This window comes from Bacteroidia bacterium (assembly GCA_033391075.1).
In the GTDB taxonomy this organism is placed as follows: domain Bacteria; phylum Bacteroidota; class Bacteroidia; order J057; family J057; genus JAWPMV01.
Window position 1 is genome coordinate 6,220,647 of the sequence record JAWPMV010000001.1, and the last position, 18,388, is coordinate 6,239,034.

Sequence of the window (18,388 nt, forward strand, 5' to 3'; positions counted from 1 at the left end):
AGCTTTTCGGATAGTTTTAATCCATCGCAATATACATCACATTTTTGAAAGAATCGGGAAGTCTATTTGAACATAGTTCTTCTCCCAATGACACTACAGATCGGACATTCTGTAGGTTTATGGCCACGTGCAGGACAATATTCTCTTCCAAAAAAGATGATCTGCAAATGAAGTTTGTTCCATTTTTCTTCGGGAAAAAGTCGCTTGGCATCTTTCTCTGTTTGCACGACGTTTTTCCCTGTGCTCAAGGTCCAGCGATCCATCAAACGATGAATGTGAGTATCAACCGGAAATGCCGGAACCCCAAATGCCTGAGACATCACGACCGAAGCTGTTTTATGTCCTACCCCGGGCAATTCTTCCAAATCCTCAAAACTTTGCGGAACGATTCCCTTATGTTTATCTAACAGGATATGGGATAGCTCTGAGATAGCTTTTGATTTCCTGGGCGAAAGGCCACAAGGTCTGATGATTTGTCTGATTTCATCTACCTCCAGTCCGATCATGGCCTGAGGAGTGTCTGCTCTTTCAAATAAAAGAGGCGTGATCTGATTTACACGGATGTCTGTACACTGAGCCGAGAGGAGAACTGCTATCAATAAAGTGTAGGGATCCTGATGGTCGAGTGGGACTGGAGTTTCAGGATAAAGTGCTTCGAGTTTCTCTATAACAAAATGTGCTTTTTCCTTTTTATTCATGCTTTATTTTCTGTTGAACCAATCTCCTCTATCATTTCCTCCAATCCATCTTCCCCTCTGTTTTCCAAATTTCTTTTCAAAAAATAAAAGAGAACACGTGCTACAAGTATTCCCAAAATCACCCCTGCAACGATGCTCAGGTTATAGCCAAAATTGAGGTACCAAACATAAAGTACCGCCAATTCAACTCCCACCCACAAAACAACCGTATAAATACTCCAAATGAGGGGTTCTTCTCCCTTTTCCAGCGCTAACTTTCGCATATCCCTGGACAATAAAAATATCCGAAGGATCTCGAGTACACATGCTGCAGCTATGAACCATTGGAGAATCATAGCCCTAAGTTACATATTGACCTCAATAAATTCAGAAATTAGATTAAACCTTTCTAAACTCTCATAGTCTATCCACTACACACGTCAAGGTATGATAGCTAAACAACAACAAATACAGCACCTCTATCAGCGTGCAGGCTTTGGGCTAAGACCCGATGAACTGGCAAAGAAAGAGGGCAGTAGCATCCCCAAACTGGTAGAGGAACTATTCAGAGATTCTGAAAAGGTTTCGCAGCTAGGTTTCATCTCAGATCCCCTTAAAGGTCGTTCCGATAAAGAAGTCAAGGACCTCAAGCTCGCAGTCCTTTTCGTCAAATCTTTCCAGCAACTCCAGAAACTCAATTTACACTGGATGGATAAGATGGCGACTGATCCCGGACAGCTTCGGGAGCGCATGACTTTCTTTTGGCACAATCACTTTGCCACCCATGTCAAGATCTCCTGGCTGATGCAGGTCCAGAACAATACCCTCCGCAAACATGCACTGGGCAACTTCCGGAAAATGTTGCATGCCATCGCCAAGGATCCAGCCATGCTCATTTACCTCAACAACCAACAGAATACCAAAAAAGCTCCCAATGAAAATTTCGCTCGCGAAGTTATGGAGCTATTCACTTTGGGAGAAGGGAAATATACAGAGCAGGACATCAAGGAGTCAGCACGGGCATTTACCGGTTGGAAAACCAATCGGAGGGGGCAGTATGAATTTAACAGGAAGCAGCATGATTTCGGAGAAAAGACCTTCATGGGAAAGAAAGGCAATTTTAGCGGAGAAGAAATCATCGATATGATTCTGGACAAACCGGAGTGCGCGGAGTTCATCACCCGAAAAGTCTATCAGTATTTCGTGAATCCCATTGTGGATGAGAAAATCGTAAAAAAACTCGCCAAAGAGTTTTACAAGAGCGACTATGATATTAGCACCCTCTTACTTAATATCTTTCTTTCGGACTGGTTTTATGAAGAAAAGAATCGGGGATGTCTGATCAAATCGCCAGTCGAACTGATTGTCAGTTATAAGCGTTTGCTCGACATTGAAATGAGAAACGAACGCTTTCTCCTTCAAAATCAGCGCCTTTTGGGTCAAATGCTTTTCAATCCGCCCAATGTAGCCGGATGGCCCCACGCAACAGAATGGATCGATAGTAGCTCGCTCATGATCCGCATGCGTCTGCCGGGCATCATATTTGGCATGGATGAATTTGACATTGAAGTGGATCCGGAATATGAAAGCATGGGAGTTGAGGATAATAAAGTCTGGGTACCCAAACGACAAAAAGCACATGCAAATTGGAGACCCATCCTGAAACATTTTCGCAATGTTCCGACAAAAGACTTGGCAGAAGCTATCGTCAACAGCCTCATTCTTTCGCCCAAAGATAGAATTGACCTAAAAGCCATGAGAGACTTTGCAGATAATAATGACAGGGAAAGTTTGATCAAGACCCTCTTCATTCGATGCATGGCTTTGCCCGAATTTCAGAGCTGCTAACTCCTTCTTTACAACACAGAAAAAATAGACATGTCAAATCGCAGAGATTTTTTAAAAATAAGTTCCCTGGCTTCGGCCTCAGTTCTCTTACCCAATTTCCTAAAAAGCACCGGAAAGGCTGATTTTGCTTCTTCTACCAAAGGCAAGGTCTTAGTCGTAATCCAACTTTCAGGAGGCAATGATGGATTGAATACGGTGGTTCCTTTCAGAAATGATATTTACTATGAAAATCGACCCAAACTAGGATTGGCTAAAGAAGAAGTTTTGCAGATGAATGATGAGCTAGGACTCCACCCTTCCCTGGAAGGAATGATGAATCTATATGATGAAGGGGAAGTCAGTGTCATCAATAGCGTGGGCTATCCCAATCCCAATCGCTCGCATTTCCGATCCATGGACATTTGGCACAGCGCCAGTCGTTCCGATCAGTATTTGCAAAGTGGATGGATCGGCCGATTTCTCGACTCAGCCTGTGATAAGGGGAACATTAGCCCTCACTCGGCCATAGAACTTTCAGACAGCCTTAGTCTTGCCTTAAAAGGAAAGCAAATCAAAGGCCTGGCTACGAATAATCCCAAAACTCTGTTTCAGGCTACGCGCGATCCCTTTATCCAGGTATTGGCCAAACAGCCACAGCAAAAGCATGAAGATCATCCCAATATCGATTACCTCCACAAAACCCTGATTGAGGCTAGTTCTTCCGCAAAATATCTGCACGAAAAATCCAAGATTTATAAATCCTGGGCTTCTTATCCGGCCAATAAGTTTGGGAAGCGACTCAAAACCATTTCCGAACTCATCATTTCCGGCAGCAATACCCGGGTCTACTATGTTTCCCATTCCGGTTTTGATACCCATGTAAATCAAAAAGGACAGCATGCCAGACTCCTTGAGCAATATGACAAAGGTATTTCAGCTTTTGTCGAAGATTTGAAGAAGAATGATCGATTCAAGGATGTTATGATCATGACTTTCTCTGAATTTGGCAGAAGGGTAAAGCAAAATGCTGGCGGAGGAACAGATCACGGAACGGCCAACAATCTCTTTCTGATGGGTGGGGATCTGAAAAAGGCTGGGGTTTATAACAAAGCTCCCAATCTTAAAGAACTCGATAAAGGAGACTTGAAATTTGAGATTGATTTTCGAAGAGTATATGCCTCTTTATTAGACAATTGGTTGGAGGTAGATTCGGAGGGGATTTTAGGGGAAAGTTTTAAGAAACTTAAAGTCGTTTAGCTCCTAATAATAAAAGGCCCGATCTCTTCTGAGATCGGGCCTTTTGGTATATATCATTTCTATTTTGTGATCGTAATTGTTCGACTTTGATCGATCTTTACTCCTTCAAAATCAAGGGCTCTCATCACATACACATACACACCTTCCTGAGCCATTTTACCATCCAGGGTTCTTCCATCCCATTCAAAATCAGGATTTTCTGTTTCATAAACCATCTGTCCCCAACGATTGAAGACCTGGAAATTGAATTGACTCAATTTATAATGCCCAATCTTGTAGAAATCGTTGAATCCATCTCCATTTGGCGAGAATGCACTCGGCATGGAGATATTCACAACTTTGATCACCTCGATCACCTTAGTTATTGTCAACTCACAGCCATTGATATCTACAGTTTTAAGGGTAACCAAGAATTTACCCGGATACTTATATTCATGAGAAGGAGCCGTTTCATTGGACGTATTTCCATCTCCGAAATCCCAGGACCAGGAATCAATACCGATGGTAGAGTTAGCCTGGAAGTTGATTAAGGCAAGCGGAAGCTCGACTACATCTTCATTTGTTACAATACTCAATTCCTCATCATTGTAGACATAGCCATTGATGGGCTGTCTTTGGCTGAGGCATCCTTGCTCGGATTCAGCAGCTACATAATAGGTAGTCTGGAAAGGCAAAGGAGGAGTCACATAGGCATTTCCTCTATGGAAAGGTTCCGTATCCGATTGGTTGAAATACCAATTGATGATAACTCCGGGTTCTGCTGTTACACGCAAATTGGCAGGATCACCAAAACAAACCGTTTCTTCGATTACTTCAAGAATACGAGGAAGCTCAAACACAATGGCATCTCCAAAGGCACTGGCAACACAGCCCAAATCTGAAGTTAATTCCATTTGGACCCTATAGGTTCCGGGTGCTGTATAGGTGAAACTTGGGTTTGGATCAGTAGAGCTGGAAGTAGCAGGATCGCCAAAGCTCCAGTTATAAGAAGCGATACTACCAGAAACGATACTGGATGCATCCGAATTGAACATCGCCACTTCCTCCAGACAAACAGCATCTGAAACAAAACGAGGCTCAGGAGCAGGATCAATCGTAATGGCTTTGGTAACCGTATCTACACAACCAGCCGAAGAGCGAACTGCGAGGGTTACATCATAAATTCCAGGCCCCAGATCAACATAATTGGTAGTCCCGTTTTCGCTTATATCTGTTTGACCATTTCCAAAATCCCACCAGGTATATTCGATGGGAGTATTTGAACCAATGGCTGTTTGATTCTGATAAACAACGGCAAGATTTTCACAGGTTTGATCCGGTACGAAATCAGCTACAGGCTCATCAAACACTTCGATTTGACGTTGAATCGTATTGATACATCCATTTCCGGTAGTTACCGTAAGAGTTATGGTATAAAATCCAGCAGCGCTGTATATGTGTACAGGATTAACCTCAGTGCTGGTATTATTAGCTCCACTTGCTGGATCTCCGAAATCCCATTCATGCGTAGCGATAAAGTCCAATTGTCCAGCTACGGTTGAGGAAGTAGATACAAGGACAATACTATCGATACAGGCACTCACTACATCGAAGCTGGCTACCGGTATTGGACTTACAAATACGGTCTGGGTAAAGGCACTGACACAGCCCTGATCAGAGGTTGCGGTCAGCGTTGCATTATAAAAACCAAAGTCATTATACTCATGCAATACATTGGCTCCGATCTGAGAAGGAGTTCCATCTCCGAAATTCCAGGTATAGTTAGCGATACTTCCTGAGCTAATCGTACTTACATCCAAAAAGAGATTAGGATTATCCTCACATACATTGGTAAAGGTGAAATCAACCTGAGGAGAGGGATTTACTGTTACCTGATTGGATATGGTACTCTGACATCCTCTGTCAGAAGTCACCTCCAGATTCACCTGATAATTACCAGGACTGGTGTAAACATGATTGGGGTTCTGATTGATATCCATGGGACTTCCATCTCCAAAATCCCAGGACCAGGAAACCAGGTTCCCATTAGCCAAAGTTGTATTATCTGTAAAGATGGTTTGTCCTCCTTCACAGACGATATTTGTCGTATAATCAGCTACAGGCTCCGGCAATACATTGACAGTACCAAAGACCGTATCTCCCGGACAACCAATATCATCATATCCGATCACATAGATACTAGAGTCCTGAGAAATTCCTGCGAGGGTAATCGAAGGACTGGTAAATCCTCCAGCGCTCCAGGTATAACTATCCGCACCAGATGCTGTAAGGGTAGTGGAAGAACCCGGACAGATTCCAAAGTCTCCACCAATCACAGCTGTCGGTCCCTCTTGCACCTCAACATTCACGAAGACGGGCGTACTTGCACATCCACTATTAAAAGATACAACTGAATAAGTAGTATTGATATCCGGACCAACTCTGATCGTTGCAGAAGTATCTCCTGTGTTCCAAAGGAAGGTATTACCTGATCCCAGGTTATTGGATGCCACCAAATCTATACTATCTCCTTTACATATCTTGGGAACTGTAGGGCTGATGGCTGTGCTCAGAGAAGGATTAACATTTACGGTTACATAATCAAAGGTATTACACGTTCCGTCTGTTACTTCAACTGTATAATCCGTGCTGGTTTGGCCACTTCCATTATTAGGAAAACTAAAGGTAGGTTGAGCAATAGTAGGATTATCGATAGAAGCATTAGGAGTCCAGGCATAGCTTTGTCCCGGTATGGCAGGTGTTCCTAACTGAGTTGTAAAGTTGGAACAAAGGGTAAGGTCGGGTCCAGCATCAGCTGTTACTCCTGTTGTCAGATTTGCTACTCCACTGATAGAACTTGTACAACCCAGGGTATCCTGAATCAATACATTGGTAAAGTAACTACCAGGAGCAGGATATAAGTGTGTAAAGGTCTCTTGATTGACATTGGGATTCCGGTTCAGGTTTCCATTTCCAGACCAGGTAGTTGTAGTAAATATATTGGCATAAGGACTTGGAAGCGATGAACGAGGAGTTACACTCAATTCCATTTCATTACAACCTAGGGGAGTAATCAATGCATCAGACAATTCATGCACATCCTCCACATAGACAATGATCGTGAACTGGTTGAATCCGGGAATGGGACAGGCATCATCTTTTACAGAAACTACAAAGAAGAAGGCTCCTTCAGTACCCACGGGAGGGGTCCAGCAAAAGCGTCCTACCGGATTGGCACCACTTATAATATTTTGAACAGCAGGATTACTGGCATCCGAAAAACTAGCTCCGGGAATCCCCTGGTTCCATCTGATTTCATAGGTAAAGCTTGGATCCTGGCTAATTACAGGAATATCAAAACAAGTCTCTGCACCGGCACAGGTTCGAACCTCATTAAAGGATAATGGATTGGCTGGAACCGTAGATGGACCAACTCCCATATTCTGCACTCCACCTGTAATCGGGTTTGCCTGTTGACAGTTTGGGATAACAGTAATCTGCATATCCCGGGTAATTTCATTGATCAAATTTCCATTCCTCCATTCTTTCACCACCACACAAATAACCACAGTAACCTGGATACCAGAAGGATTTGGCAACATGGAAACATCCCCGGTCAGCGGGTTAATATTTACATCCCAGGTAGTACCCAGAGGTTGTTGAGAAGTATAGCCTCCACCGTATCCAACAGGAACGAAGGTATTATCCAGACAATCTCCTAATTCATAGGAAAGAGAATCACCATCTGGATCTATAGCTCCCTGGTTGAAAGTAAAATCCTGTCCTTCACAGATATAGGGTACTGGTTTATTACTAAAAGTAGGAGAACTGTTACAAGTGGCCAAAGAAGGATTGATGATCGTAGAGTTTGATGCAATACCACTACCAGAGGGATTTGTCAGAGAAGTAATCACTGCATTACGGCAGCAAACATCCCAGCTAATGGTATAATTGTCGCAGGTGCCTGGCACATTACAGAAGTTGTAATCCCTAAACATTACAAGCTCAGCAACTCCATTGATCGTAGGATTAGGATTTGTCCCATCACAACCGGTAACTGAAGGTACTCCGGGCATGGGTACCAAAACATCCGGACAAAGAGGAGTTACCTCTGAAAGGCTTTCCAAATTCCAACCGGCACCCAGAGCCGTAGGAGCAGGACATCCTGCATTTCCTGTTATCGTCAATCCCGCAAGAGCGGCCAGACCTGATGCACCTGCAGAGGTTGGCTGATTGGTAGGGATAACAGGTAAAAAGCTGGAGAAAGCTCCACCCGTACAATCATAATAGCTTTTGTGAATGATTCTATAAGTACATGGGCCTATACATTCATAGGTGATATCCACCCCCATCAGGTGAGTTGCATTCGCCTGATTCAGAAGGCCCAAAAAACTGATAAAGAATAGAAAAGTAGCGTAAAAATTCTTTCGCATTTGTGTATGGGTTTACTAAGGCTCTTATCTTCTTATGTCTTATTCTAATACAAACCCCATTAAGGACAGGCAAAATGCTCAGCCATTTGAGATTCTAAGATTTCAAATTATTAGGGTCTAAATCGGGTGTGAAGTATGCTCGAAGCTTTCCTCATAAGCTCATAAAATCCTACCATCGAGCATGTAATGAATGTGCTAAAATAGTAAAAAAAATGGACCTAATCCATTGATTTTTACCCAAATTATCAACTGCCATTTTCATCCCAACCTAAAGTAATTACGTTTCTTTGAAGTTTATCGTAGCATATTTATTTTTTCGCTTACAAAAGCTGTAAAATTGGAAGACCACTTCAGGCAAAACTCTACTCAAGGCATCCCCAGACAGACGAACCAAAACAAGCACTTCCCCTATCTAGCCTATAAGTATCTAAAAATCAATTATTTACATCAGAATGAAAGATTGATTTTTACAATAAAGGAATATTCCTTATTTTCGTTATATTATCCTCACTCGCAAGCTCGCATACCCATTTTAGTCCGGATATTTGTTTTAAATTTTCGCTCAAGTAGCTCCAACTAAAGGCGGGGATTGGTTTTTATTGACCATATAAATCCCTATTTTTGTTTAATATGCTAACCGCTGCTTATATATGAGCTAACATTTACGAAAAAAACATGAGATTCTCTACTGCTTTTCGGAGCTGCATCCTAACCGTATTCATTTTATTTCAATGTATTGACCTCAGCGCGACGCACTTCATGGGAGTTGACATTTCCTATGAATGTATGGGGACCTGTACATATAGAATATATCATAGTACCTACTATGATTGTTCCGGTGCGTTGACGGGTGCATATACTCCTATCTCGGCAGGAACCGCTCCACCGGCTCCTTCTGATTTTGATTTTGGATTTACAGGCATTCCGACTCCTGCCAACCCTTTTTGTAATGCTCCCGCTCCGATTGGGAACTGGGTATTGGTTGACTGGGTTGAGGTAACTCCGGTTTGTCCCACTGTCCAAACGCAGTGTGAAGATAATTTTGCAGTTCTCCCAGGTGTTGGAGAGGCTCGCTATTATAGAGACTATGACTTTTGTAACACCAACTGTGATGAATACACTATTCAGTGGTCCGGTTGCTGTAGAAATAATGCGATTACCAATGTTACCAATCCTGGTGGTCAGGAAATCTTTACAGGAAGCACTACTATCAATACAGCAATTGTTCCTTGTAACAATTCGCCAAGCTTCGCTGTACCGCCTGTACCATACCTTTGTGTAGGTCAAGCTTTCACCTTTAATCAGGAAGCAACGGATATAGATGGAGACTCGCTAGCGTATGAATTAACTTCTTGCCTAGATGACAACAACATCCCCGTAAACTATGCACCTGGATATAATCCTCAGCAACCTCTGGGAGCAAGTTGGAATATTTCACTTGATCCTGTAACGGGAGACCTTACCGTAACTCCTAACCCAGGATCTATAGAAGTAGCGGTACTTTGTGTACTTGTTAAGGAATATAGAAACGGACAATTGATTGGTCAGGTAACCAGAGACTTCCAGTTTACAGTAATTAACTGTAACAACACTTCCAATGTAAACCCGGTAGTTGATTCTCTGACAAATCTTAGCAGCAATATTACAGTCAATGGATTTGACGTCCAGGCTACTGCTTGTAATCTGGTAAGATTTGATATGCCACTGACCGATCCAGATCCAAACCAAAACTGGATCCTGGCATGGAACGGAAACATTGCAGATGCAGTATTTGCCGATGCAACCAATCCAACAGTAGGTGTTGACACCATTTCTTCCAGCACTCCTCCTACTGCAAGATTTACCTGGGTACCCACTACTCCCGGTCGATATACCTTCCTGCTTACTGCGCAGGATGATGGTTGTCCGATTTTCGGTATCAACCAGTACACTATAGTAATAGACGTTGCTCCAAACCCGGCAGGGGTTACACCTACTGTTGATACGCGCTTGAGCAACTGTTTCGATATGGAATTTGAAGCCATTCCTTGTGGGGGTGTTCCTCCTTTCACTTATCAATGGTCTGGTTCCAATGGTTTGAGTGGTACAGATAAGATTATCAACTTCTCTTATCCTGGACCTGGAACTTATACCTATCAGATTACCGTTACCGATTCTTTTGGAATTGTTAGTAGCACGGTAGGCACCTTGAACCTGACCAATACAGCAATTGCTGATGGAGGGCCTGATTTTGCCCTTTGTCCGGGTGAAGTAGGCACCATAGGCACTCCCTTTATCAATGGACAGACATACCAGTGGAGTTCATTTGGAGGCATCGGCTTTGATGGCCCTTCTAATCCCAATACTCCTCAAACAGGTGTTTCTTTTAATAATGGTACAAACGCTCCTATTCCTTTGGATTACTTCCTGGAGGTCTCTGATTTGAATGGCTGTGTTTCCAATGATACGGTTACGGTTACTTACACTCCTACTCCTGATGCTGATATTGTAGCTGACGGAAGCGCCTGTATCAACGATCAGGTGAGTGTCAACTTTAATCTACCTCAAGTTCCCGGCGCAACTTATACCTGGGTGTATAGTGGCGGCGGTCAGGGAATCACCACTGGTCCAGGACCTCACAATGTAAGCTGGGGAACTCCTGGAGTCAAAGAAATTAAATTGGTGGTAAATGTAAATGGATGTGAATCTGATACAGCCAGAGAGTTTGTAACGATTTTCGATATCCCTACCTCTACCTTTACCGCCACTCCACAGGTTTGTGCAAATCAGCAAGCCTTCCTGACTTATACAGGAACTGCAAACCCAGCCAATACCAACTTCATCTGGGATCTGGATGGAGGACAAGGTACAGGAAATGCAGGGCCGTTTGGAGTTACCTGGTCTACGCCTGGTACCAAAACTATTACCCTGGTAGTTGAACAAAATGGATGTACAAGTGCATCCTTTAGCCAGCAGGTAGAAGTATTTGAAGTTCCAAGTTCTGCCTTTGATTTGGCTACAGATATGTGTGTAGATGGAATTGTTCAGGCAGTTTATACTGGCGGAGCAAGCCCTGGAGCCTCTTATGCATGGAACTTCGCAGGAGGTACCGTTATCAGCGGTACAGGTTCAGGTCCATATACCCTGACCTGGTCAACTCCCGGTCAGAGAACCTTGAGTCTACAGGTTCAGGAAAATGGCTGTGTATCGACTGTAACTACTAGAGATATCAATGTAAATGCTGATCCGGTAGCGAGTATCTCTGCTGTACCGAATCAATGTTTCTCCGGAAACAGCTTTACTTTCCAATATACAGGAGATCCAAATGTAGATACCTACAACTGGTTCTTCGGAACAGATGCTTCTATCCCCGTAAGCACAGATGCTCAACCTCCTGCGATTACTTATTCTCAGGTTGGACCAAAGAGAGTTACCCTGGTTGTAACCCGGGCAGGTTGTGTGGGAGATACGGCTGAAGTACTTTTCGAAGTAGTTCCTGAACCATCTGCAGACTTTACGACCAGTAGCACTGGCATCTGTAGTGATGACTGTGTAACCTTCAATTACTCTGGAGTGCCTATTGGTCCAAACCAATCTTATTCCTGGGACTTCGGACCAGGCGCGATTCCTCCGGGATCACCTCTGCCAAATCCTGGATGTATCGAGTACATTACGCCAGGCACCAAGGATGTAACTCTTTTGGTAAGCTATAGAGGCTGTACCACTTCCAGTACACAATCCATTGCTATCAATCCTACTCCGGTAGTAAGTGTAGCGGGTGATGTTGAGTTCTGTGAAGGAGATGGTGGAGCACAAATTCAGGCTACTGCAAGTGGAGGAACAGCTCCTCTCTTCTACAGCTGGACTTGTGATGATCCGCTTAATTGTGGATTGAGCTCTACCAGTGTAGAAGATCCATTTGCCAATCCAGATGTAGATTTGACAGGTAAAGATGCTGACTCTGTTCGCTACTGCCTGACCGTTACAGATGTAAATGGATGTGCAAGTGATGAAGTTTGTATTTGGGTAATTGTAAAAGCCAAGCCTAAAATGGATGCTGGTCCTGATGTATTTATTTGTACTGATGGTCCCGGTGAATTCATACTAGGAGGCCTGGCTGCTGACAATAGCGCTCCGGAGCCTGTCATGTATCAGTGGTCGCCAGCTACAGGGCTGAACAATCCTAACCTGGCCAATCCATTTGCCCGACCAACAGAAACGACAATTTATACCCTCGTTGGTACCTCCGCCAATGGATGTACTTCTGAAGTAAATACCCTGGATACCTTAAGTACAGTTACTGTAAACGTAGTTCCAAAACCCGTAGCTGCTGCAGGAATTGATACTGCCATTTGTTTAGGTGGTTCAGTACAATTGCAAGGCTTTGCAAGTGGTGGTGGTCCTGACTATACGTACAGCTGGACACCAGCAACTGCCGGAACCATCGATGATCCGACTTCGCCGACTCCTACCGTAACACCAGGATTCACTACCGTGTATTCTTTGGTAGTTACTTCGAATGGTTGTGATTCGGATGCCGATCAGGTAGAAGTAGTAGTAGGAACTCAACCAACTATCAATCCAGGTGCAAACGAAACCATCTGTCTTGGCTCAGAAGTCCAACTGGATGCAAGAGCGGCAGGTGATCCAAATGCTTCAACTTATATCTATAGCTGGAGTCCAGCGATTGGGCTGAGTGATCCGGATATTCCGAATCCTATTGCGAGTCCGGATGTAACAACTACTTATACAGTATCTGCCAGCTCCAATTTTGGATGTGGATCAGATGATGCTACAATTACTGTTACTGTTGAACCAACTCCTGAAGTGGAAGCCCTTTCACAGGATACAGTTATTTGTGCTGGTGATACCATCGCATTGATGGCTACCCATAGCTTCACTACTCCAACAGGATCACCCGTAGTTTATGACTGGTTGCCAAGTACAGGAATCATCGGTTCTCCAACAGAACCTAATATCCTGATTGCGCCTACGCAAACAACCCGATATACAGTAAGAGCCAGTATCGCTGGAGATTGTCCTACAGAGGATGAAGTACTCGTTACAGTAAGTCCAAAGGTAGAAGCGAAAGTGAGCGCTGATACGACTCAATTCTGTGCAGGAGATGTGATTCAGTTATTTGCTGAAGGAGGTCTCGGAAATGCCAACTTTAGTTGGAGTCCCGCAGTAGATCTCGACGATCCTACTAGCCAGAATCCATTTGCAAGTCCATCAGCGGACATTACCTATACAGTTACTGTAAGTGAAGGTGCTTGTTCTGATGAAGCTTCCATAGACCTGATAGTAAATCCAACTCCACAAGCCGACTATTTTGCAACACAAACCAGTGGTTGCGAAGGCCTGACGGTAAGTTTCGTTGAGAATTCTGAAAATGCTGTAAGCTTTATCTGGGACTTCGGAGATGGTTCTGCCTCGAGCAATGAATCCAATCCGACTCATACCTATAATACAGCAGGTCAATATACGGTTAGCCTAACCACAGTAGGTGTAGGAGGCTGTGAAACGACTACAAGTCAAACAACGGTTGATGTCTCCGCCAGTGGATTTGCTAACTTTAGCTCTGATCCTGCTCCGGGAACTTCGATAAGCCTCCCAGATGCAGCAGTAAGCTTTACTGATCTTTCACAAAATGCCATCAACTGGCTGTGGGACTTCGGTGATGGAAGTATCTCTACAGATGCTAATCCGGTTCACGTTTATCAGAAAGACGGAACCTATGTTGTAAGCCTGACTGTTACAGATCAGAATGGTTGTGTTAGTACTGTTACACTGGGTGATTATGATATCTTCGCTCCGGACCTTCTGATCCCGAATGTATTCTCTCCAAATGGTGATGGAGTAAATGATGGATTTACCGTTCGCTATACCGGAAAAGAATTATTCAGAATGGAAGTATTTGACCGTTGGGGAAGACTTCTTTATGAAGCAGATGCGCAGGATAAGCCCTGGATGGGAACTGATTCCGGTGGAAATGTGGTAAACGATGGTGTTTATTACTATTCCGTTCAAATTGGTGATCAAACCTACACAGGAAATATTACCCTGATGCGCTAAGAAATATATATACACATTAACGAAGTTGCCCGTAAGTGATTCACTTGCGGGCTTTTTCTTTTATTACTTTAATAAATCATGATGCTTCTAACATGTTAGTGATTAATGTTTTGACTTTTGTCTGCTAGTTGTATCTTTGCCGCATATTCGATTTCCTAAAAAATTTAAGCAGATTACATGAGTATTCTCGTCAATAAAGACAGTAAAGTCATCGTCCAGGGGTTCACTGGAAAAGAAGGATCTTTCCATGCTCAACAAATGATAGAATACGGTACCCAGGTTGTAGGAGGAGTTACCCCTAATAAAGGAGGAACCAATCACCTGGAACGCCCCGTTTTTAATACAGTCGCTGATGCCGTTAAAGAAACCGGTGCGGATGTATCCATTATTTTTGTTCCCCCTGCCTTTGCCGCGGATGCTATTATGGAAGCTGCTGATGGGGGAGTAGATTTGATTGTAACAATCACAGAAGGAATTCCTGTGAAAGATATGATCTACGCTAAAAAATATATTGAAGACAGAGGAGTCAGAATGATAGGTCCTAACTGCCCCGGAGTTATTACCCCCGGAGAATGTAAGTTGGGTATCATGCCTGGTTTCATCCACAATCCTGGAAAAATCGGCATCATCAGTCGTTCTGGAACCTTGACTTACGAAGCTGTAGATCAGGTTACCAAGCAAGGTCTTGGTCAGTCTACCTGTGTAGGTATTGGAGGAGACCCTATCATTGGTTCTACGCATGTAGATATCATGAAACTCTTTAATGAGGATCCCGATACAGAAGGAATCATCATGATTGGAGAGATTGGTGGACAGAATGAGGAAATCTGCGCTGAGTGGGTGAGAGATAATGTTAATAAGCCTGTAGTAGGATTTATTGCTGGACAGACAGCCCCTCCCGGGCGCCGTATGGGACATGCTGGTGCGATTGTTTCCGGTGGTCAGGGAACTGCTCAAGCAAAAATGGATGTGATGGCTGCTTGTGGAATTCACGTAGTAGAAACTCCTGCAGACATCGGAATCACCATGGTCAATGCATTGAAAGGATAATTTCCTCGAACATATAATATTGAAAAAGGGCCTCAACATCTGTTGAGGCCCTTTTTCAATAAATAATTTCTCTTGATGTTGACATCTCCTCTTTATGTGGTGTCCTATATAATGAAGACAGACCATTAACAGTCTGCCTACATAATTTTTCTTCTTTAATTTTTAACTGATCTAATTGATCGGGAACAAGTGCATGTAAGGCCTGCTTTATAGCAGGCCTTCATTTATGTTATTCTTTCTTTTTCCCACTTACTTTATCATAAGCAGCGAGAATCCTTTTCACCAGTTTATGGCGAACAACATCGGTGGCACTCAGCTTGACAAAGGCAATACCTTTGATTCCTTTCAGTACCTGCTGAACCTGAACCAGACCCGAACGCTGGCGCGGAGGCAAGTCAATCTGCGTAACATCCCCTGTAACGATTACTCGAGAATGCTCTCCCATACGAGTGAGAAACATTTTGATTTGCATTTCGGTAGCATTCTGAGCCTCATCCATGATGACAAAAGCATTGCTAAGGGTACGCCCCCGCATATAAGCGAGAGGGACAATCTCAATGATATTATTTGCGAGATAATATTTGAGTTTTTCAGAATGGATCATGTCGCCCAGGGCATCGTACAAAGGACGTAGATAGGGATCTACCTTTTCCTTCATATCTCCTGGCAAGAAACCCAGACTTTCCCCTGCATCAACAGCCGGACGACAAAGAATAATCCGTCTTACCTGCTTTTCTTTAAGCGCCTTCACTGCCAAAGCAACTGCAATATAGGTTTTACCCGTACCTGCAGGCCCAATGGCAAAAATGATATCATTCTTTTCGTATGCCCCAACGATTTGCTGCTGGCCTCGGTTTTTCGGCTTGATAATCAAGCCGCCACTTCCGTGGACCAATACAGTATCATCAGGCGCAAGTTTGATATCGTTGCGCTCAACTCCTTCGCTCGGCAAGAGCATTTCGTTAAATTTATTCTCGGAAATTCGCCCCTTTCTTCGGATCTCTTCAAAAATTGATCCCAGGATAGCCTTGAGCTTGTCTACTTTCTCTTCCTCTCCTTTGATCTTTAGTTCTTCGCCTCTAGCAATAACCTTAATTTCAGGAAAGCCTTCTTCTATCAGTTGGAGACGTAGGTTGTTGACACCATACACCTCTAGTGGACTGATATCTTCTAATAAAAATGTGTGTTCAGTCAAATGGTCTAATTTTACTATTTACATTTATCCTTTGCCTGTATGAATTTTTCTTTGAGGCCTAAACCAAAATACAGAAATTCTGATTTGCTCCCAAAGTTGGCGAATATTCTTTTCCCAAACGATTCTACAGGGCTAAAGGAAATAATCAATGCGAGAGGTATGCCAATTCATACGAAAAGAGAAGAAAAATGATACAATAAGTGGAAAAAATTAACCGTAAGAATTACAAGTATTGATTTGAACGAGGATATCTTGTAATATGGCAGGATAGCCAAATAAGCACGCAGCAATTTATGTCCATTATCACCCTTACTTCTGACCTTGGGAACGATAGCCATTACGCAGCCATCGTAAAGGGGGTGATCCTTTCGCTCTATCCATCAGCAAAATTGTTAGACATTACCCACAATGTCGGCAGCTTTGACACCATGCATGCGGCCTATGTTGTCAAGCATAGTTTCTCCGCCTTTCCAGATGGGAGTATTCATATTGTAGCTGTTGATCCGGAGAAAGGAAACTCAGATATGGGTATGGTTATGTCCTATGATAATCACTATTTCGTAGGACCTGATAATGGAGTGATGAGTTTGATCTCAGACGCCCATGAAGTTGTTTGCCATAGGATCGAAAATGAAGGCTTGCTAAATCTCAAGTATCCCAGTTCCTTTCGTGCTGCTCGTTCCTTTGCTCCAGCTGCTGCCTTTTTAGCAAGCGGAGGTACCTTGCAAGAGATTGGAGAACCCTTTGAAATGCAGACTTTGCATTGGGGAGCTCCTTCTTATTCAGATAATTGCCTGAGAGGAAAGGTGATCCATATCGATAAATTTGGGAATGCCGTCACCAATATCGATAAACAAGGCTTTCTAAAACTGAAGGAAGACAAACGTTTTGAAATCTTTATCCGCAATGTACGTCTGAAGAGAATCGTAAATACCTATGCAGATGTAGGCAAAGCGGATGCACTCGCCATTTTCGGAGAAAATCAATACCTCGAAATAGCCCTACGAGAAGCCTCAGCTGCTCAACTACTGGGACTCAAGGTTCACGACATGATTACGATTGAATTTCGGAGCGAAAACGGAAGTTATTGATTTCCCTTCCCTCCTTTTTTCTCGCCTTTCTTTTCCGACTTCTCAGTCTTTTCCTCCTCCTCTTCTACTTCTTCTTCATCGGGTAAAACGCGCGCTTCGGCAGCTTTCAATTCCTCTTCTTCCAATTCTTCTTCCCAATCTTCATTCATCAACAGATCCAAAACGCTATCATCTACTTTCTTTTCGACGATAGGATCACTGGCATTGATCTTATGGTTTTTCGGCAAATCATAAGCATCCACGCCAAAGTGCTTTTGCTTCAGATTCCCTAAATAACTGACCAAAGTTTCTGTGAGTTGAAGGTCATTTTCCAAACGCTTATTAGAAGGAGTATAAGGAAGAGAATTGTGATACTTGATCACTTTGCTGCAATAGAGGCTGATGATATAGGTATGGGTTTCGTAAATCAGTTTTAAATCCGGAACAAAACAATCCGGTCCCTCCAAAGCATCTTCCTCATAGACAAATTCGCGGACAATGTCGAGACTATCCTCAAAGGCATACTCAATACCCGTTTTCATAAAATCATGTTCCTGGGTATAGCATCTTGCAATATCCGCCGGTTTCTCGATTTTCAGGAGTACCAGAAACATCTTGAGATCAGATTTCGTTTTCATCTGCGCAAAGCTGCTCAGATAAGTTGTACACAAAATCAAAGCGGAAAGTATGATCCGTTTCATGGGATTTCTATTAAGTTAAAAGTCGGATTTACCTCTATTCTCTAAAATATACTACGAAAGATTAACAGCTTTGGTATTCTTTTCCCATATAGCCAAATTTTATGTATGGGTGGTAGGAGAAATTTTACAGGGAATCAATTGCTAT

General features: G+C 43.2%; 10 protein-coding genes. 5 read left to right on the top strand and 5 right to left on the bottom strand.

Annotated elements, in window-relative coordinates; all coding sequences use genetic code 11:
* Nucleotides 1–62: 62 nt before the first annotated feature.
* Both nth and R8P61_24900 read right to left on the bottom strand, forming a co-directional pair.
* Entirely contained in the window at nucleotides 63–698 is a 636-nt protein-coding gene (gene nth / locus R8P61_24895; protein ID MDW3650336.1) for an endonuclease III, read from the bottom strand.
* Nucleotides 695–961: a hypothetical protein gene (locus R8P61_24900; protein MDW3650337.1), complete on the bottom strand. Its 267-nt coding sequence runs from the start codon at nucleotides 959–961 to the stop codon at nucleotides 695–697. Before R8P61_24900 ends, nth begins: the two co-directional genes overlap by 4 nt.
* A gap of 163 nt (nucleotides 962–1,124) precedes the next feature.
* Between R8P61_24900 and R8P61_24905 the strand changes: the two genes are divergently transcribed.
* Both R8P61_24905 and R8P61_24910 read left to right on the top strand, forming a co-directional pair.
* On the top strand, nucleotides 1,125–2,525 hold the full coding sequence (locus R8P61_24905) for a DUF1800 domain-containing protein (GenBank protein ID MDW3650338.1): 1,401 nt from the start codon (nucleotides 1,125–1,127) through the stop codon (nucleotides 2,523–2,525).
* 30 nt (nucleotides 2,526–2,555) lie between these two features.
* Nucleotides 2,556–3,761 (top strand): DUF1501 domain-containing protein, encoded by a 1,206-nt coding sequence (locus tag R8P61_24910; GenBank protein ID MDW3650339.1) that lies wholly within the window; start codon nucleotides 2,556–2,558, stop codon nucleotides 3,759–3,761.
* A 59-nt stretch (nucleotides 3,762–3,820) separates the two neighbouring features.
* Here the strand turns inward: R8P61_24910 and R8P61_24915 are convergent, their stop codons facing one another.
* Nucleotides 3,821–8,173: a PKD domain-containing protein gene (locus R8P61_24915; protein ID MDW3650340.1), complete on the bottom strand. Its 4,353-nt coding sequence runs from the start codon at nucleotides 8,171–8,173 to the stop codon at nucleotides 3,821–3,823.
* 675 nt (nucleotides 8,174–8,848) lie between these two features.
* Between R8P61_24915 and R8P61_24920 the strand changes: the two genes are divergently transcribed.
* Complete coding sequence (locus R8P61_24920; GenBank protein MDW3650341.1) at nucleotides 8,849–14,227, top strand: PKD domain-containing protein; 5,379 nt, start codon at nucleotides 8,849–8,851, stop codon at nucleotides 14,225–14,227.
* A gap of 177 nt (nucleotides 14,228–14,404) precedes the next feature.
* On the top strand, nucleotides 14,405–15,277 hold the full coding sequence (sucD, locus tag R8P61_24925; protein ID MDW3650342.1) for a succinate--CoA ligase subunit alpha: 873 nt from the start codon (nucleotides 14,405–14,407) through the stop codon (nucleotides 15,275–15,277).
* A 229-nt stretch (nucleotides 15,278–15,506) separates the two neighbouring features.
* Here the strand turns inward: sucD and R8P61_24930 are convergent, their stop codons facing one another.
* Nucleotides 15,507–16,472 carry a PhoH family protein gene (locus R8P61_24930; protein ID MDW3650343.1) on the bottom strand — a complete coding sequence of 322 codons (966 nt, stop codon included), beginning with the start codon at nucleotides 16,470–16,472 and terminating at the stop codon, nucleotides 15,507–15,509.
* A 293-nt stretch (nucleotides 16,473–16,765) separates the two neighbouring features.
* Between R8P61_24930 and R8P61_24935 the strand changes: the two genes are divergently transcribed.
* On the top strand, nucleotides 16,766–17,563 hold the full coding sequence (locus R8P61_24935; GenBank protein ID MDW3650344.1) for an SAM-dependent chlorinase/fluorinase: 798 nt from the start codon (nucleotides 16,766–16,768) through the stop codon (nucleotides 17,561–17,563).
* Here the strand turns inward: R8P61_24935 and R8P61_24940 are convergent.
* A complete protein-coding gene (locus R8P61_24940) occupies nucleotides 17,557–18,243 on the bottom strand; it encodes a hypothetical protein (protein ID MDW3650345.1) in 687 nt (228 codons plus the stop codon). The genes R8P61_24935 and R8P61_24940 overlap by 7 nt on opposite strands.
* Between the last annotated feature and the right edge of the window lie 145 nt (nucleotides 18,244–18,388).